This is a genomic window from Sphingobium chungangianum, assembly GCF_977014255.1.
Window position 1 is genome coordinate 49,165 of record NZ_CDRNIV010000004.1, and the last position, 16,968, is coordinate 66,132.

The window sequence follows — 16,968 nt, forward strand, 5'->3', positions numbered from 1 at the left end:
GCCTGCTGGTGAATTTGGCGCCAAGCTCGCTGGCAGGTGCAAGTGCGCGAACGATGCGGGGATTGAACATCCTAATCGATCAGGCCCAGCACTGTTGGCCAGGGGCGTCGAGTAGCCCGCAGGCTAGCCTCAGCAATCCAGCGCACGAGGTGTGTTAGAATGACGGCGAAGGGGCGCGAGGGCGTATTTTCCCCCGCGTCCCGTGTCCCGCGTTCGCCGCACTATCAGCTGCGGAATGCGTTCGGGAACAGCTTCTTTAATCCCTCCACCTTCGGTCGGTCGTTGATGACGATATAGGGAAATGAGGGGTTCTTCGCGTAGAAATCCTGATGGTAGCTTTCCGCCGGATAGAATGGACTTTCGGCCTCGATCCGTGTCGCGATGGGACGGCGAAACACGTGGGCCGCTTCGAGTTGCTTGATGTATGCGTGCGCGACCTTCGCCTGTGCAGCATTCTGCGGGAACAGCGCAGATCTGTACTGCGTCCCTACGTCCGGCCCTTGGCGGTTGACCTGGGTCGGATCAGCTACGACCGAGAAATAGATGCGCAACAGGTCCGCGTAGCTGACGAGGTTGGGATCGAAGACGACCTTCACCGATTCCGCGTGTCCAGTCCCACCGCCAGAGACGAGGTTGTAATGGGCGTTTGCGGCCGAGCCACCAGTGTAACCCGAGGTCGCGCTGATCACACCCTTCACATGACTGTAGACCCCTTGCACGCCCCAGAAGCACCCGCCGGCAAAGATCGCAGTCTCTCGATTTGCTGAGGCAGGCGCCGTGATTGCCGGCGCTGGCGTTTTGGTTGCTGGTCCGGCGGCGACGGCCGGCAGTTGCGTGAATGCGAGGATACCGGCGCCGGCCAGTGCGGCGATGGTGAGTGTGCGGAACATGAGAGGACTCCTTCCGGTTTTATCGGGATATTCGCCGGGAGAATTGATTTGGTTACGGACCGCGAAGGAATTTCGGCGGTGTAACCATTTCCGCTTGGGCGACGAACAAGTCAGTATGAGCACATTGTCACATCCCACTCGCCGCGGGCTACTGGGTCTGCTGGCATCCGCCGCAACCGCTGCCGTCGTCTGGAAGCTTGCCGGTCAAGGCGGTGCCGCAGCTGTCGCAGCGACGCCCGCGCCCTTCCAACTTTCAGACGCCGCCTGGCGAAAGCGCCTCACTCCGGCCGCCTACGCGGTTCTGCGCAAGGCGAACACCGAGCCACCGTTCTCAAGTCCGCTCGATCACGAAACGCGTCGAGGAACTTATCACTGCGCCGGCTGCGCGGCTCCCCTTTACTCCTCGTCGACCAAATTTGACTCGCACACCGGGTGGCCGAGCTTCTACGACCATCTTCCTAATGCCGTCGGCGAGCGGGCTGATTACGGTCTTGGTCTCAAGCGAACTGAGGTGCATTGCGCCCGCTGCGCGGGCCATCTTGGGCATGTCTTCAACGATGGCCCAGCGCCGACGGGTCTGCGCTACTGCATGAACGGACTAGCTCTCTCGTTTCGCACTGCCTGAGATCAGTGTGTCGCGCTGGCGCGCTGCCCGCAAGCCTCATAACCAAGCGACAGCTTCAGGAGGTTTTAGCGCGTCGCCCGCGGTTGCTCGATCGCAAAGCCGGCTCGACGGCAGAGCCGGCCCCAGCCGTCCCTTCGCCGATCCAGACATATACGACAGGCTGCACTGTGCCCCACATGGCATTCGCGGCCGCAAGATGAGCTAACGTTCCGAATTACCATCGATTGATCAGTGGCAGAGCGAGTCTCGCGACGATCGCTACGATTGCGCATGCCAGCATGAACCATATCATGACGTAGAGTGGATCGCCATGCGGACAGGCAAAGACGAACAGCAGGGCCCCAAGCGCGGCACCTGCTATACCGATGGAGAGTGCGCTCCCTCGCAGGTCGGTGGGCGCGCCTCTGCGCATGAGCCAGCCAAGAATAGCGATTGGGGGGATCGCAAGCAGAACGATTGAAATCAGGCATTCGATACCCTCGGTGATAGCCAGGCGCTGCCAGAATGGTCGCGCAGCGTGGACCGTCGTGGCGTCGACGACCCATCCAACGAGCAGGATCATTGCGACAAGGGCAGCGATCACTCCAAGACCCCGATGCGGCGGCCGAGCAGGATCGAGTGACCTCAACGCCACGGTTACGCTCACCGCCGCGAGCAGAGCGAGACTTCCGAGCTTCCACAGAAAGGACGGCATCGAGGCCGTCGCCTCTGCCATATGGCCGCGTCCCGAGCCTAGCAACCAATAGAGGCCGAGCTCGATTGCAAGGAGCAGGGCCACGATCCGCGCGTCGCCCGCGACACTGCGCGCTTGAACCGGCTTGAGGTCCGCGACGAGTTCGTCGACGAGTTGATCAGTTTTCATCGATCCCTCCGTGTACAATGCGTGCGAGCCGGGCGAGCCCTCTATGAATGTTTACTTTCACGAGCGATTCCGATTGGCCGGATCTGGCGGAAGCTTCCCGAATGCTCAGACCGTCGAGCTTGACTAGGCGGATCGCCTCTTCTTGTGCGGGATTAAGCTTTCGGAGCAGGCTACGCAGCGCGATCGCGCTCGTGACCGATGCTTCGTGCCCATCCACGGCGACGTGTTCGGTGAGGGGTTCGCTCGCCTGGCGGCGCATGGCCCGCAAACGGTCGATCCATTTATATCGGGCGATCGCAGCGACCCAAGGCCTGAAGGGCCGACCGGGATCGTATGTGTGTCGTTTCTCGTGGACCGCAATCAGCGTTTCCTGGACCGCGTCCTCAATTGCCGGACCAGGCAATCGGCGTGCGTAGAAGCCCGTCAACCAGTCTTTCAATTCCAACAGGAGCCGGCGATAGGCGCCGCCATTTCCTTGCTGTGAAGCGGCCATCAGCGCTCCCCAATGGTCCATAGGACTAGCCCCCGGATCGCCGCCACCTAGCGCGACGAACCTGCCCTTGGCTGGATCAGGAGGAACATTGGGCACGACCTATACTTCGTGCGAGCTCCGCTTTGGTTACACGCGATCAGAAGCCATGGGAGCGACGAAACCCATCAGTTTCTGGCAGCGGCGAGAATTGGGCCGCCGGGGCCCGCCTGAAGGAAGACTGCGTCCCTCAGGCCATCGTCGTTCTGGTTCAACGCGATTTCGTGCATGGCGCCCGTCCAATGCCCTATCCGGGTCAACGAATGAACGATGTTGCGGTGAGGCAGGGTTCGTCCGCTGTTCTCGCCCGCGTCGATCGAAACGTAACGCGTCTCGGGATCAAAGCGAGCCAGCCAGATATCGGCGCCTCCGACGGGGGCCTGCGCGTCGCCGATCGTAGCGCCGCCTTGATGCAGCGTGATTGTCGGTCCGTCGCTATGTGCGCCGCCAATAGCCGCGGCCAGCTCATCGGCACGATTGCCGATGAGAGTATTGGTCCCATTGACCCAGACCTGAGGCGTCGCGACGCTCAACCGATGGTTCGCGTGAGCGTAGTCCCACTGCCGCTGCGTAAACGCGGGTTTTGCGTAGGTATCCTTCCAGCCGAGGTGATCCCAGTATGTCACTGCAAATGACAGAGCGACGACATCCGTCGCGTCGGCCAGGGCGTTCAGATGCGTATCCGCTGGCGGACAACTGGAGCACCCTTGGCTTTGGAATAATTCAACCAGCACGGGTCGGCTCAGTTTCGGTTGCGTGATCGACATAGCGCTCAGATGCCCGTCGACACGCGATGAGAGAGCGCCTTCTGAGCCCAGGCGACGATCGCTGACGTGGGCATGGCGCCGGATTGGCGAGCTATCTCTTTGCCTTTGTGCAGGATCATCAGCGTCGGAATGGACCGGATGCCGTAGCGTTCTGCGAGACCCGGCTCGGCTTCGGTATTGAGCTTGGCCAATCGGAGCGTCGGCTCGAGTTGAGCAGCGGCCGCGGAGAAGGCCGGCGCCATTTGCCTGCACGGCCCACACCAAGGCGCCCAAAAATCGACCAGTAGCGGAATGTCGGATCGTTCAGCGAGCGCGCCGAAGTTTTCAGGAGTGAGAACCGCCGGTTCTCCTGTGCGCAATTCGACGCCGCACCGTCCACATTTCCCGTCGTCCGCCAATTTGCTTGCCGGCATGCGGTTTGTGGCCCCGCACGCCGCACATCCGACCATTTTGTCGTTCAAGTTTGCCATCGAGGTTCCTGCCTGTTTTTCCATAACTCGTGGAACCATCGGAGTTGGTGACAACCGTTCGCGGCGATTTTTTGCAGAGGCTATCTGGCTTCGTGACGATCGCCTTCTGTAACCTCGAATAGTGTTCAGCCGAGAGACATGGCGACAAGGCTCCCCCAGCGCGACAAGGGAGAACTGGCGCTGCAATAGGTCGGCAATCTGAGGCTCGCGCGCGGAGATTTTTTGCAGATGACTTCGTCCACTCGCCAATACGATGCGATCATCATTGGAGCTGGCCAAGCAGGGCCATCGCTTGCCGGCCGTTTGACCGATGCCGGCATGCAGGTGGCGCTGATCGAGCGCAAATATGTGGGAGGCACATGCGTCAACACCGGCTGCATGCCTACCAAGACGCTAATCGCGAGTGCCCGGGTCGCCCATGTGGCGCGGCGAGCTACAGACTTCGGCGTGGTCACTGGAGAGGTGCGGTTCGACATGACAGTCGCCGCCGCGCGCGCTCGAAAGGTCATCGAAGACGCGCGTGGCAGCAACGAAGCCTGGCTGAAGTCGATGAAGAATCTCACGTTTCTGCAGGGTCATGCACGTCTTACGGGGCCTTCGACAGTCGCGGTCGATGGAATGACCCTCCATGCACCGAAGATCTTCCTCAACGTGGGTGGTCGCGCGCATATCCCTGCGATGGCCGGCATCTCGGACGTGCCGTATCTAGATAACACCGATATGGTCGCGCTCGACCGGGTGCCGGAACATTTGATCATCGTCGGCGGCGGCTATGTCGGTCTCGAGTTCGCCCAGATGTATCGCCGTTTCGGCGCCCAGGTGACGATTGTTGAGCGCAATGATCGACTTGCGACGCGCGAAGACGGAGACATCTCCGCTGCTCTGACGGAAATGCTCGAAGCAGAAGGTGTGACTGTCCGGACCGGGGCGGATTGCATCGGGTTGGCAACTGACGGTGAAGGCGTCGCTGTCACCGTAAATTGCCTTCAAGGTGAACCCGTGGTTCACGGAAGCGATGTCCTCATCGCCGTAGGCCGACGACCCAACACCGACGATCTCGGCTTGGCCGAAGTCGGGGTGGACGTCGATGATCGAGGATTTGTCTCAGTCGACGACAAGTTGCGAACCAGCGTCGATGGAATCTGGGCGCTTGGCGAATGCAATGGACGCGGTGCCTTCACCCATACCGCGTACAATGATTTCGAGATCATCGCGGCGAACCTGCTCGACGGCGACCATCGAACGTTGGACATGCGCGCTCTGGGTTACGCGGTCTACACCGACCCGCCGCTTGGACGCGCCGGCATGACCGAAGCGGAGGCGATTGCCAACGGGCACAAGATACTCGTGTCCACTCGCCCCATGTCGCGCGTGTCTCGGGCGGTTGAGAAGGGTGAGACAACAGGCCTGATGAAACTGGTTGCCGATGCAGCCAGCCGCCGCATCCTTGGCGCCGCTATATTCGGTGTCGGCGGCGATGAAGCGATACACGCGGTGCTGAATCTGATGAGCGCAGGCCAAACGGTCGACACCCTGCGTTGGGCAGTTCCGATTCATCCAACTGTCGCGGAGTTGCTTCCGACGATGGCGCTCGATCTGGCGCCACCCGGGGATACGCCGGGATGAGGCGAAGCAACCGAAGCGAGGGCGGAACTCCGCCTGCGGAAATGGAGAGACCAGGTGTCCAGTGTGAATAGCCTTCGAGAAGCTTCAATTTACCCGACCGGCATTTCGGTTCCGTTCGCAGGAAGCTGGGGGTGGCTGCTCTTCCGTGGTGTCGTCGCCATGGTGTTTGGCGTCGCAGCGATAGCGATGCCTGTCACCGCGTTGCGCGCGCTCGCGTTGGTCTTCGCGATCTATCTCCTTCTCGACGGAATCGCCGCGCTCGGATGTGGGCTAAAGACAGCACGGGCACACCGATCCGGCATCTGGCTTATGATCGAAGGCTTCTTCGGGATTATCGCAGCGGTCGCCATCGTGCTGTTCCCGATTGCCGCGGTGTTCGGGCTGGTTGTGCTTGCCGCTGTGTGGGGACTTGTCTCCGGCGGAGCGTTGGTAGCTGCCGCGTTCAAGATGCACCGCGGTCACGGTCGGTGGTGGGTCGCAGCATCTGGAGTCATATCGATTGTCTGGGGTGCGCTGCTCCTCATCTCTCCGATCGCCGGCGCGATCGTACTCGCGATATGGTTGGGTGCCTATGCGCTCGTCTTCGGTGCGATGATGGTCTTTCTTGCCTTCCATGTGCGCGGTCGGATCGAGACAAGCGGCGCCGAAATACAAACTGAAACGCCAACTCCAGGCGGCCAGGCAAACAAGCGTTGAGCCGCAAGGAACGCGGAGAAGTGCAGGCCGAATGTCAGAGCCTATGGACGAAAGCAGCCTTAAGAAAGTCCGGATTCTTAAGCTCTGATCGCACTTCTTATGAAGCCAGCGTCGCTTTGCCTACCGCCTGCTCCGTGCCCGACTTGTTACCCCCTTCATTGTATTGTGAACCACCAGCACTAGATCATTGGCATGCAACAACCTGTAGTTTCGTTTCGCGAGCATCGTGAGCTCGGCGAAGTCGCGTGGCTGCGCGATTATGATCGCGGTCTCGCGCTTGCGGCCGAACAGCGAAAGCCCGTCCTCCTTCTCTTCCAGGAGGTGCCCGGGTGTTCGACCTGCGTGCGCTTCGGGCAAGATGTCCTGACGCACCCGCTGATGGTGGAACTGATTGCTGATCGGTTCATCCCGGTGGCGATTTTCAACAACCGTCCCGGCAGGGACGCAGAGCTTCTGGATCGTTACAACGAACCGTCGTGGAACAATCCCGTAGTGCGGTTCCTCGCGTCTGACGGAGCCGAACTGGTTCCCAAGCTGGCCGATCGCTACGACGCTCTGGGACTTCACGAAAAAATCACTGCCGCCCTCGAAATGACCGGCGAGCACGTCCCCGGCTATTTCCGATTGCTGGGCCGCGACCTTCTACTCGAATATGGTCTCGGCAAATGCGTTACATACATGACGCCGTGCTTCTGGTCCGGCGAAACGAGCCTCGCTCAGCATGCGGCGGTGATATCGACCGACGCAGGTTGGGTTGATGGCGAGGAAGCGGTGAGAGTGCGCTTCGATCCGCGCATGGTCCCGGGTCAGGACCTGGATGAATACGCGCAGAATGAAGGTTTCACTGCGATTGACGGCAGTAAGTTCCAGATCGACCGTGAGCCGCAGTTCTATCTGCGCAAGTCGCCGGCGCGCCACCTGCCGCTAACGGCCGCTCAGCGTACGCAGGTCAATCTTGCGTTGCCCTATCGAGGTTCGCTCGAGGAACTGCTTAGTCCGCAGCAATGCGCGTGGTTGGCGGATCCGCGCCTCCCGACGTTGAGCGGGGAGGAGGTCTATCGACAGGACATTCGCGCGAGCTGGACAGAGCTGGCCATGCAGCTTGGGCTTATCGGGAAGGAGAATTGATCGTGGACTTCGCCGTCATCGGTCTGATCGAAGATGAGGACATTCTGCTTGATCTGGCATCGCTCGCGCTGAGCCATCTGGACCACGAGCGTACGGACCTCGGTCCCTATCTCGCTCTACTCCAGGAGATCGAGGACCGTGTCTGCCAAGAGGGGCGCAGTGCATTTCTTCCACAAGATCGAGCCGCAGTCCTCTCACGCGTGCTCAACGGCGAGTTCGGGTTTGTCGGCGATACGGGAAGTTACGACGCGCCGGTAAACGCTGATTTCATTCGAGTGCTCGACCGCAGGCGCGGCCTCCCGATTGCGCTGTCGATCCTGTACGTCGCGATGGCTCGCGGAGCGGGATGGAGCGCATATGTGCTCAACCTGCCCGGCAACGTGCTGGTCCAAATCGGCGACGAGAACCCGGTGGTGATCGATCCGTTCGCCGGCGGCGCCGAAGTTTCGGCGCAGTCGATCGCAGCGATTTGCGAGGCGTGTCTTGGCGAGGCCGGCGATGCTTCATCGCTCAGCCTCGTGCGGATGACCAATCGTGAGGTGCTGGCCAGGTTGTTGAACAACCAGGCGGTACGAGCCGAAGATGGGCGCGATCTTCAGCGCGCGCTGACAGTATATCAGCGGATTGCCCGAATTGCGCCCAACGGGCTCGACGGTTGGCACAATCTCGCACGCATGCAGTTGGCATTCAACGATATTCCCGGCGCGAGGACGAGCCTGTTCGCCATGTCGGAAATCGTGGGCGACAGGGAAACGCGCGACCGGATCATGAATGCATTCGAAGGCCTCGATCCGACCAGACCTGTCTCGCCATAGCCTGCGCTACCGTGCGGGTTGCCAGGAAACCAGCGTCGGCGTTGCCAGCGCGCTTCGATGGAAAGTTTGTTCAACAGGGAGAACATGTCGTGGACACCAAGATCCGGTACGAGGATCGCCGCTTCAACCCAGACCTGGTGAAGTTTCATGAGCACGCCAAGGCAATGGCGAGCTCTGTCGGCTACACCGCAAAGTTGAGCATCGACGGTCAGCTCGCACAGCTACTGCGGCTGCGCGTGGCGCAACTCAATCCCTGTTCCTACTGCCTGATACTCCATAGCCAGGCGTCGGTGGACCAAGGAATCACACATGAGCGCATCGCCAATCTGCCGAGCTGGAGAGAAAGCCAGCTGTACAGCGAAGCCGAGCGAACCGCCCTCGCCTACTGCGAGGCTCTGACCGTGTTCGACCAGGCCAAATTTGCTGCCGCACATGATGAAGTGGCGAGGCATTTCAGCGAGTTTGAGATCGCTGAGATTGCAGCAGTGATCATCAACATGAATGTCTGGACTCGGCTCAAGCTCGCACAAGGCGCAACACCGGTTAGGGCAAGCAATTCCCCTTGATTGATCGACGCATGCGCGTCCGCGGATTCACCCTTGTGACGCCTGGGCAAGACCATTGGAAATCTGAGGCCCCGCGACGGGTGCACAGACCGGCTTGTGCTTTTCGATGATCGCCTGATTCGTCGCGGCCATCGCCTGCTTGAATTGATCGATTCCAGTACGAAGCAGCTCCGCGGTGATGAGGTCGAGGTTGATACCGAGTTCCTTGGCCTGACGAAGTATGGCACGGGCCTCTTCGATCCCGGAACATAGCGATTGCGCCACTTTGCCATGGTCGCGGAAGGCGTCCATCGTTTGGGGTGGCATCGTATTGATCGTGCCCGGACCGATAAGATTATCGACATAGAGCACGTCGGAACATTCCGGATTCTTGGCGCCGGTCGAAGCCCATAACAACCGGTGTGGAAGGGCGCCCTTGTCCGCCAGGATGCGCCATCTCGAGCCCTTCGTGGCGGCCTGATAATGGTGATAAGCCTTCTTCGCACTGGCAATCGCTATTGAGCCCTTCAGTTGGCGCAGGGCTTCCGACTGGCTGTCTCCCGCGGCAATACGTGCTTCGATCACTCCGTCGGCTTCCACGTCGATACGGCTGACGAAGAAGCTTGCGACGCCGGCAACTTGGTCGACCGCATGTCCGCGGTTAGAGCGGTTCTCAAGGGCGGAGATGTGCGCCTCCAGAACCTCTGCATATCGCTCGACGGCGAACAGCAGGGTGACGTTGATGTTGATTCCTTCTTCGATCAACTGACGCATGGCGGCGACGCCTGCCTCAGTTCCGGGAATCTTGACCATCAGATTGGGCTTGGCGATCAGCGTCCACAAATGTCTCGCCTCATCGATCGTTCGAGCTGTGTCGAACGCGAGATCTGGCGACACCTCGACAGAAACATATCCGTCGCAACCACCACTGCGCCGATATGTAGGAAGCAGGATATCTGCCGCCTTTGATACATCGGAGGCGACCAGGGCGTCATAGACTGTGCGAGGAGTAGCCCCCGGCCGCTTCCATTCGGTGAGAAGCTGTTCGTCGTAATTCGAGCTCTGTGCGATTGCCCTTTGAAAGATCGAAGGGTTTGAAGTGACGCCCGACACTCCGTCCTGGTCGATCAATTGCTCAAGACTGCCAGAGGCAAGGAACGCCCGGTCGATGAAATCCAGCCAGACCGCTTGCCCGAGAGCATCGAGTGCTTTTAGGCGGCTCTGCGGTTCGTTCTTGGCTGGATCGATACCAGACATGGCAAACTCCTTCGTCCGACAGATTGTCGAGGGATCGCGCCAGCAATCAAGCGGCACGGCAGCGGAAACTCCCTCGCGGTGAGCAAATGCTTTCAAACATGCTGCTCGGCGGTGGAAGTCGGACGGTTACAGCCGCCGGAGCTCACTGGCGTTAATGAGGAGAACGGCCCCGCGAGATGAGCTTGCGAGCCGTTCGAGCCCTACTTTTCAAGTGCACGCCAGGCGTGGATGAGCGTCTCTGCGCGTTGCCGAATTTCTCCAGCAGACCGACCCGGTTTGTACAAAGATCCGCCGATACCGAATCCTGATGCCCCCGCCTTGCGCCAGGACGCCATGGATGCAGCATCTATCCCGCCGACTGGAAAAATCGACGCGGCCGGCGGAAGAACCGCGCGCATCGCGCGCAGAGCCGCGGGGTTCGAGGCCTCTGCCGGGAACAGCTTGAGCCCGTCCGCGCCCGCCTCCAGTGCTGTGAAAGCCTCGCTCGCCGTGCTGAAGGCGGGCAGCGAGATGAGGCCGTGTCGCTTCGTCGCTCTGATCACCACCGGGTCAACGTTCGGCGAGATGATAATCCGGCCTTTGCGCCCCGCCACGCGATCGACGTCGCCTTCGGACAGGACGGTGCCCGCACCGACGAGCAACTCGTTGCCAAATTCGCGTTGGAGTATTGCGATACATTCGAGCGGGTCGGACGAATTGAGCGTGACCTCCGCGCAGCGGAACCCGGCATTGACCAGCGCTTCCCCGATCGGACGTGCCTCGGAGACAGTGAGCCCGCGAAGAATCGCGATCAGCGGAACACCGCAAAAAACATCGGTCCAATTCATTGGCTGTCTCTTGTTTTGGATAGGCCGATCGAGAGATCAGACTTCGCTTCGAACAGTAAATATCTGTGTCGCCCTGACGGGAGGCGCAAGCGTGTCGGGCGCCAGGCAGCGCAATTATTCGGAACCGGCCATCATTTGTAACCTCGGGTCAACGACGGGCGAGCATTAATCCGCATGAGGGAGACGTCCGGAATGACGGCTCTACAATTCAGCGCGGAGGTTGCATGAAGATCGGCATAATTGGCCTTGGACGTATGGGGAGCAATATCGCGCGAAGGCTGATCCGGCACGGTCATGAAGCCGTCGTTTATAACCGCACCACGAAGGCCGTGACCGATCTCACCAAGGAGGGAGCGATTGGCGCGTCGGGCTTGGTCGACATGCGCGCCAAACTCGACAATCCCGCGATTTTCTGGGTGATGCTGCCTGCCGGGAAACCGACCGAGGACACGATCTCTGCGCTTACCGCCATCGCCAGGGAAGGAGACATCATCGTCGATGGTGGCAACACCTTTTACAAGGACGACGTCCAGCGCGCCAAAACGCTTGCCGAAAAGGGCATTCGCTACCTCGATGTTGGCGTGTCGGGCGGCGTGTGGGGCCTCGAACGCGGATATTGCATGATGATCGGGGGCGACAAATCGACGGTCGATCATCTCGATCCGATCTTCGACGCGCTCGCGCCAGGGCTTGGAACCATCCCGCGGACGGTTGACCGCAAGGAGGCCGACGATCCGCGCGCCGAAAAGGGCTACATCCACGTCGGCGCCGCCGGCTCGGGCCATTTCGTGAAGATGGTCCATAACGGCATCGAATACGGGCTTATGCAGGCCTATGCCGAAGGGTTCGACGTGCTCAAGGGCAGGTCTTCGGAGAAGCTGCCGGTCGAGGAACGATTTGATATCAACCTCACCGACGTCGCAGAGGTCTGGCGGCGCGGCAGCGTCATCTCGTCGTGGCTGCTCGACCTCTCGGCGGCAGCGCTGGCGAGGGACCAGATGCTGGAGCAGTTCACCGGCCATGTCTCGGATTCCGGTGAGGGACATTGGACGATCGCGGCTGCGATGGAGGAAGCGGTGCCGGTCGATGTGCTCGCCGCGGCGCTGTTCGCACGCTATCGCAGCAGGGTCGAGCACACCTTCGGAGACAAAATGCTTTCGGCAATGCGCTTCGGGTTCGGCGGCCACGTCGAGATGCCCCAATGATCGTGACGTCTTGGATGGTTTAAGGCTGGCCGCCCGTGGATCGCCAAAGCCGGTTCGCCGGCACGCCGCCGATCGAAGCATTTAGGCTCGGCCGATGCTTGGTATCCGGCCGGGCGGCTATTAGGTTGGGCGATACCCATGGACGAATGCGGTCACCTTTTCGATCGACATCTCGCAGGGGCGAAGCGCGATCCTGCCGCCAGATGGTCGATAGAGATTCAGGCTGACGATATCGGCACCGCCAAGCTCCCTGGCAAAAAGCCACCATCGGCGACCGTCATCCGACCTGTTGATCGTGACCCCGTAGCGGCGCTCGAGGTAAACCCCCTCTGAATAACCGAGCGGTAGTGCCTCCAGCGCCATCAAGAATTTGTCCTGGCTTCTCAAGCACAGATACTTGACTCCCTTGTGCGTCTTTGCATCTAACCCGAGCCTGTGCGGCGGGTAGTTACACGCTCCAACGCCAGTGCTCGGATCCTGTAACTTTTCGCCTGGCTCGCGCGGATACCAGTCAGGTGCCACTCTGCGAGACCGTCGTTGCTTCTATACATTCTAGCCTATCTCGGCGGCGTGCTGACCATCCTCAGCCCCTGTATTCTGCCTGTTCTGCCCTTCGTCTTTGCAAGAGCGGATCGGCCGTTTCTGACGAACGGCCTCCCCATGCTAATCGGCATGGCAGTGATGTTTATGATCGTCGCCTCGCTGGCGGCGGTCGGGGGCGGCTGGGCGGTCGAAGCCAACCAATATGGTCGAGCAGTCGCACTGACGCTGCTGGCCGTTTTTGGACTTGCGCTGGTGTTTCCCGGGTTCGCAGATCGTTTGATGCGCCCCCTGGTTGCCTTCGGATCCAGACTTTCTCAGCGAGCCGACCAAAGGGGATCGGGGATCGGGCCGTCGCTTCTTCTGGGAATTGCGACAGGTCTGCTCTGGGCGCCCTGTGCCGGACCCATATTGGGGCTGGTTCTGACGGGCGCGGCGCTGCAAGGCGCCAGCGTCGGGACGAGCCTGCTGCTATTCGCCTATGCACTGGGATCGGCCACATCGCTGGCATTGGCGCTCGTCGTTGGTGGCCGGTTGTTCAAGGCGATGAAGCGCTCGCTTGGCGTCGGGGAATGGGTGCGACGCGCTCTTGGCGCGGCAGTGCTCATCGCCGTAGCGGCAATCGCGATGGGGTTGGACACCGGCTTCCTCACGCGCGTTTCGCTCGCCGGCACGAACCGGCTCGAGCAAGGCTTGCTCGATGGCTTTCAGATGCCGCGCCCATCCGATGAGGAAGGTTCGGATCTCGGTGACGAGGGGCCTATGCCCCCGCTTGACGGCGCGGTGGCCTGGCTGAACTCGCCTCCACTCAACCGCGAGCAGCTCAAGGGCAAGGTGGTTCTCGTCGACTTCTGGACGTACAGCTGCATCAACTGCTTGCGCGCCCTCCCCTACGTGAAAGCCTGGAGCGAGAAGTACAAGAATGAAGGCCTGGTGGTGATCGGCGTCCACGCGCCCGAATTCGCCTTTGAGAAGGATGTCGCCAACGTACGCAAGGCTGCGGCCGACCTGGGCATAGATTACCCCATCGCGATCGATAACAATTACGCGATCTGGCGAGCCTTTGAGAATCACTATTGGCCAGCTCATTATTTTGTAGATGCCAGGGGCCGTGTTCGGCATCACCATTTCGGAGAGGGCGATTATGCTGGCTCCGAGCGGGTCATCCAGAAACTTCTTGCCGAAGCGCATGGCGAGAGGTCCATTCCGCAGGGCATCGTCACGACCGATGGACTCGGAGTTGAGGCAGCTGCGGGGGCCGACATCCAGTCGCCCGAGACCTATATCGGCTACCAGCGGTCCGAGCGGTGGGCATCGCGGCCGGCCGTCTCGCCCGACCGTCTGACACGCTATACGGCCGCGCCGAAGTCGTTGAACGAGTGGGGATTGGCCGGGCCTTGGACAGTAGGCGCGGAATCCGCGGTAGCTGCGGAACCGGGGACCCGCATCATCTATCGCTTCCACGCTCGCGACTTACACCTGGTCCTCGGCCCTACGAAGGAGGGACGTCCGGTGCGGTTCCGTGTAACCATCGACGGACACGCCCCCGGCGATGCGCACGGCATGGATACGGACGCAGCGGGCAGCGGCATCGTCGATGGCGAACGCTTGTATCAGCTAATCCGGCAAAAGGGCCCGGTGCGCGATCGCGTGTTCGAGATCGAGTTCCTCGATCCGGGCGTTCAAGCCTTCAGCTTCACATTCGGTTGAGCGCAGCGCGCGTCTCGTCGGGACAGCGTATCATCGGCTGAAGGATCGGATCATCCGCGGCCGTTAGGGTGACACGGCCTCGGCGAAGTTTCGGCGAATGAAGTCGAGCTTGGGATCGATGAATCGCTTGCAAAAGGGCCTTTGAGGATCAGTCGCGTAGTAATTCCGAAAGCGCTCGTCCGACGGTTTGAACTGCCGAAATGGAAGAACCCTGGTCCCTATCGTGGCATCGAAGTCGCTCTGCAGCGACCTGATCGCTTCGATTGCGCGCTTCTCCTGCACGTCGTCGTGGATGTATATCGCGCTCCGGTACTTTCCCTTCGCGACGAAAGCCGTCGTGGCCGAATGCGTTCGCAGATGCACTTCGATCAGGATCGTCAGATCGATTGCCGTCGGGTCGAAATGGACAATAACGCCTTCGGCCCATGTGTCGGAGGGCGGATCCGACAGGATGAATCCCTGATCCACCTGAGCAACGCCCTTAAGCATCTGGAAGACACCTTCGGTGCACCAGTGACAGCCGCCGCCAAGGCCGACCTTTTCCATCGAAATCACCGTTCCCATTGGACACAAGAATAACGAGCTGCGTCGCGACATCTCGACGATCGCGGCCGCTCGGCCGCTAAGTGCGACCATTATATTCCGCACGTTGGGGTGCGCGATATGGTTACGAACAGCCAAGGCGGGGCGCCCCACCTGATCCTCACTTTAGCTTGTTCGACCGAATCTTGCCGCTCCTGTAACGCATGCGCTGATACCGACGAGCTAAGTCGAGGGGCCGGACCACATTGGCGATGCGTCTATGGCGCTCTCCGCAGGAGCGATGACGGAACGGACCCCATCCTGCTCTGCGCGAAGTTTGGCATGAGGATATCAAAATGGTTCAGGCTCGATGGAATGGTGCAACAATCGCCGACAGCGACGCGACGATCGTTCTTGAGGGAAACCACTATTTTCCGCCGGACTCGATCGAACGCGAGTTTCTGGAGGAGACAACGAAGACCACCGTCTGCCCATGGAAGGGAACTGCGCGATATTATACCATAAGCGTGAACGGTGCGCTGAACCCGAACGCGGCGTGGACCTATCCCGATCCGAAACCCAAAGCCGAATCCATCCGCAATTATGTGGCGTTCTGGAAGGGGGTCGACGTTGGCTAGCGTTTCTCTCCAGTACCCGTGATCGCCCGGCCTATCGAGACCGGCGAGAGGCCGAACCGGCTCAGTCTGGTGGGATGAAATGGACACGCAGTCCGGACGCGATCCTGTGTAGCGTCGATCATAGCGGTGCGGCCGAGTGTCGAAGAGGCATTGGTACCACTCGCTCTCGCTAGAAAGGCTTCGGCGCAACCAGGCTCAGATCTTTGAAATTCTCGACAGATGCCGCAAAGTCCTTGGGGCCCGGCGGGTGAAGAACACGCTCTCGTCAGTGAATGTCTCCGCCTCGCGAGGATCGTCGAGAGCGAGGCCGAAGAGGTAAAAAGGGAGGATGCTTCCCTTTCGCCACATCCATACCCCGCGCATGGTCTCACCGAAAACCTCGGCGCAATTCACTGCCCGGTGACCTGCAAAGACACCGCCGAGGGATTTCGGAACGTTGGTTCGCTTGTTGCAGTTTGCGACGGCGTCGACCCACGCGCTGGCGATGACTCGTTGCCGCCGAAGCAGCCCAGGCGGCGCTCTGAGATCGAAGACGAAAACAATATCGTCAGGGGTGTCGTTGGGGCCGGACTGTCGATCCCCCAGCCTTATCTTGCCGACAAAGAGCGCCCAGACTGGAACATGCGCTTTTTGTAAATTCGCATAGATCGAGGCGGCAATCTCCTTCCGACGGGTACGGAGAAGCATATCGCGGACGAAGTAATAGCCAATCCAGCCGAGCAACATCAGGATGACCGCTCCACCCAGGGTCGCAACAAGGATCAGTTTGAGAAGACCGTACTCGGTGCTGCTAACCCAGAACGTCCGGACTACGAATGCCGCCAGAAGCAGCAGCATCAGACTGGCCAGTCCCAGAGGCCACCAGGGCGCCATTACGGCATAGTTTTGATCGAACTCGGCCGGTGTGCGCCACGAAGGAAAGTCCTTCAGAGTCGGAATCCACAACTGCTTGCCCAAGTAGACACCAGACTCATCGACGGAATCCGCGATGGCACGCGGGTTACCTGGCCATGCTGTCGTCATCGAGCTGATAATCTCGCAGTTTTCAAACCAGAGCCGTCGAAATTTGAATCAATCATCTCAAGATGCATTGCCCCTCCTTTCGGGACCTCGGAACCACGACGGGAATTGCTGGAGGCCGTTGGGTGTAAGTCACGCTACCATATCGATTTTGTCTGCGGCGGGATAAAATTGTTCTTCGGTTTCGGCGGTCCGGATGTTGCCGATGGGGGATGGAGGCGCGCTTCGACCTTTCCTCCCCGGCGGTGCGTTGCGGCCTCCCGGCCGAGCCACGGCATTTTAGAACGACGCTGGCC

19 protein-coding genes are annotated in these 16,968 nt (G+C 60.3%); 9 read left to right on the forward strand and 10 right to left on the reverse strand.

Features of this window, described 5'->3' with window-relative positions:
• Nucleotides 1-224 precede the first annotated feature (224 nt).
• On the reverse strand, nucleotides 225-890 hold the full coding sequence (gene msrA / locus ACWNC0_RS05250; RefSeq protein ID WP_449470091.1) for a peptide-methionine (S)-S-oxide reductase MsrA: 666 nt from the start codon (nucleotides 888-890) through the stop codon (nucleotides 225-227).
• A gap of 115 nt (nucleotides 891-1,005) precedes the next feature.
• Here msrA and msrB point away from each other — a divergent pair, with 115 nt between their 5' ends.
• Entirely contained in the window at nucleotides 1,006-1,515 is a 510-nt protein-coding gene (gene msrB / locus ACWNC0_RS05255; RefSeq protein WP_449470281.1) for a peptide-methionine (R)-S-oxide reductase MsrB, read from the forward strand.
• Nucleotides 1,516-1,729: 214 nt separating this feature from the next.
• On the opposite strand, the gene ACWNC0_RS05260 is transcribed toward msrB, so the two are convergent.
• The 4 genes from ACWNC0_RS05260 to trxC form a co-directional block, all read right to left on the reverse strand.
• Nucleotides 1,730-2,377 carry an NrsF family protein gene (locus tag ACWNC0_RS05260; RefSeq protein ID WP_449470093.1) on the reverse strand — a complete coding sequence of 216 codons (648 nt, stop codon included), beginning with the start codon at nucleotides 2,375-2,377 and terminating at the stop codon, nucleotides 1,730-1,732.
• Nucleotides 2,367-2,870, reverse strand: a complete 504-nt coding sequence (locus tag ACWNC0_RS05265; RefSeq protein WP_449470094.1) for a sigma-70 family RNA polymerase sigma factor — start codon at nucleotides 2,868-2,870, stop codon at nucleotides 2,367-2,369. Before ACWNC0_RS05265 ends, ACWNC0_RS05260 begins: the two co-directional genes overlap by 11 nt.
• A 164-nt stretch (nucleotides 2,871-3,034) precedes the next feature.
• Nucleotides 3,035-3,673: a DUF1223 domain-containing protein gene (locus ACWNC0_RS05270; protein WP_449470095.1), complete on the reverse strand. Its 639-nt coding sequence runs from the start codon at nucleotides 3,671-3,673 to the stop codon at nucleotides 3,035-3,037.
• Between the two features lie 5 nt (nucleotides 3,674-3,678).
• Nucleotides 3,679-4,167, reverse strand: a complete 489-nt coding sequence (gene trxC, locus ACWNC0_RS05275; RefSeq protein ID WP_449470097.1) for a thioredoxin TrxC — start codon at nucleotides 4,165-4,167, stop codon at nucleotides 3,679-3,681.
• Nucleotides 4,168-4,371: 204 nt separating this feature from the next.
• On the opposite strand from trxC, the gene ACWNC0_RS05280 reads away from it, so the two are divergent.
• The 5 genes from ACWNC0_RS05280 (at nucleotide 4,372) to ACWNC0_RS05300 (ending at nucleotide 8,974) form a co-directional block, all read left to right on the forward strand.
• Nucleotides 4,372-5,769 carry an FAD-containing oxidoreductase gene (locus ACWNC0_RS05280; protein ID WP_449470099.1) on the forward strand — a complete coding sequence of 466 codons (1,398 nt, stop codon included), beginning with the start codon at nucleotides 4,372-4,374 and terminating at the stop codon, nucleotides 5,767-5,769.
• 54 nt (nucleotides 5,770-5,823) lie between these two features.
• Nucleotides 5,824-6,465 (forward strand): HdeD family acid-resistance protein, encoded by a 642-nt coding sequence (locus ACWNC0_RS05285; RefSeq protein ID WP_449470101.1) that lies wholly within the window; start codon nucleotides 5,824-5,826, stop codon nucleotides 6,463-6,465.
• Nucleotides 6,466-6,657: 192 nt separating this feature from the next.
• Nucleotides 6,658-7,593, forward strand: coding sequence for a VPGUxxT family thioredoxin-like (seleno)protein, type 2 (locus ACWNC0_RS05290; RefSeq protein ID WP_449470102.1), 936 nt, complete (start codon nucleotides 6,658-6,660; stop codon nucleotides 7,591-7,593).
• A 2-nt stretch (nucleotides 7,594-7,595) separates the two neighbouring features.
• Nucleotides 7,596-8,408, forward strand: a complete 813-nt coding sequence (locus ACWNC0_RS05295) for a transglutaminase family protein (RefSeq protein WP_449470104.1) — start codon at nucleotides 7,596-7,598, stop codon at nucleotides 8,406-8,408.
• Nucleotides 8,409-8,497: 89 nt separating this feature from the next.
• Nucleotides 8,498-8,974, forward strand: coding sequence for a carboxymuconolactone decarboxylase family protein (locus tag ACWNC0_RS05300; RefSeq protein ID WP_449470105.1), 477 nt, complete (start codon nucleotides 8,498-8,500; stop codon nucleotides 8,972-8,974).
• A 27-nt stretch (nucleotides 8,975-9,001) separates the two neighbouring features.
• Here ACWNC0_RS05300 and tal read toward each other — a convergent pair whose 3' ends face one another.
• Both tal and ACWNC0_RS05310 read right to left on the reverse strand, forming a co-directional pair.
• Nucleotides 9,002-10,210, reverse strand: coding sequence for a transaldolase (gene tal, locus ACWNC0_RS05305; RefSeq protein ID WP_449470107.1), 1,209 nt, complete (start codon nucleotides 10,208-10,210; stop codon nucleotides 9,002-9,004).
• 200 nt (nucleotides 10,211-10,410) lie between these two features.
• Nucleotides 10,411-11,037 (reverse strand): 2-dehydro-3-deoxy-6-phosphogalactonate aldolase, encoded by a 627-nt coding sequence (locus tag ACWNC0_RS05310; RefSeq protein ID WP_449470109.1) that lies wholly within the window; start codon nucleotides 11,035-11,037, stop codon nucleotides 10,411-10,413.
• 206 nt (nucleotides 11,038-11,243) lie between these two features.
• Between ACWNC0_RS05310 and gnd the strand changes: the two genes are divergently transcribed.
• Nucleotides 11,244-12,242: a phosphogluconate dehydrogenase (NAD(+)-dependent, decarboxylating) gene (gene gnd, locus ACWNC0_RS05315; RefSeq protein ID WP_449470282.1), complete on the forward strand. Its 999-nt coding sequence runs from the start codon at nucleotides 11,244-11,246 to the stop codon at nucleotides 12,240-12,242.
• A 120-nt stretch (nucleotides 12,243-12,362) separates the two neighbouring features.
• Here the strand turns inward: gnd and ACWNC0_RS05320 are convergent, their stop codons facing one another.
• A complete protein-coding gene (locus ACWNC0_RS05320; RefSeq protein WP_449470111.1) occupies nucleotides 12,363-12,605 on the reverse strand; it encodes a hypothetical protein in 243 nt (80 codons plus the stop codon).
• 174 nt (nucleotides 12,606-12,779) lie between these two features.
• Here ACWNC0_RS05320 and ACWNC0_RS05325 point away from each other — a divergent pair, with 174 nt between their 5' ends.
• Nucleotides 12,780-14,492, forward strand: coding sequence for a cytochrome c biogenesis protein DipZ (locus ACWNC0_RS05325; RefSeq protein ID WP_449470112.1), 1,713 nt, complete (start codon nucleotides 12,780-12,782; stop codon nucleotides 14,490-14,492).
• Nucleotides 14,493-14,555: 63 nt separating this feature from the next.
• Here ACWNC0_RS05325 and ACWNC0_RS05330 read toward each other — a convergent pair whose 3' ends face one another.
• Nucleotides 14,556-15,038, reverse strand: coding sequence for a peptide-methionine (S)-S-oxide reductase (locus ACWNC0_RS05330; protein WP_449470113.1), 483 nt, complete (start codon nucleotides 15,036-15,038; stop codon nucleotides 14,556-14,558).
• Between the two features lie 332 nt (nucleotides 15,039-15,370).
• Here ACWNC0_RS05330 and ACWNC0_RS05335 point away from each other — a divergent pair, with 332 nt between their 5' ends.
• Nucleotides 15,371-15,652, forward strand: a complete 282-nt coding sequence (locus ACWNC0_RS05335; RefSeq protein WP_449470114.1) for a DUF427 domain-containing protein — start codon at nucleotides 15,371-15,373, stop codon at nucleotides 15,650-15,652.
• A 195-nt stretch (nucleotides 15,653-15,847) separates the two neighbouring features.
• On the opposite strand, the gene ACWNC0_RS05340 is transcribed toward ACWNC0_RS05335, so the two are convergent.
• A complete protein-coding gene (locus ACWNC0_RS05340) occupies nucleotides 15,848-16,675 on the reverse strand; it encodes a hypothetical protein (protein ID WP_449470115.1) in 828 nt (275 codons plus the stop codon).
• Between the last annotated feature and the right edge of the window lie 293 nt (nucleotides 16,676-16,968).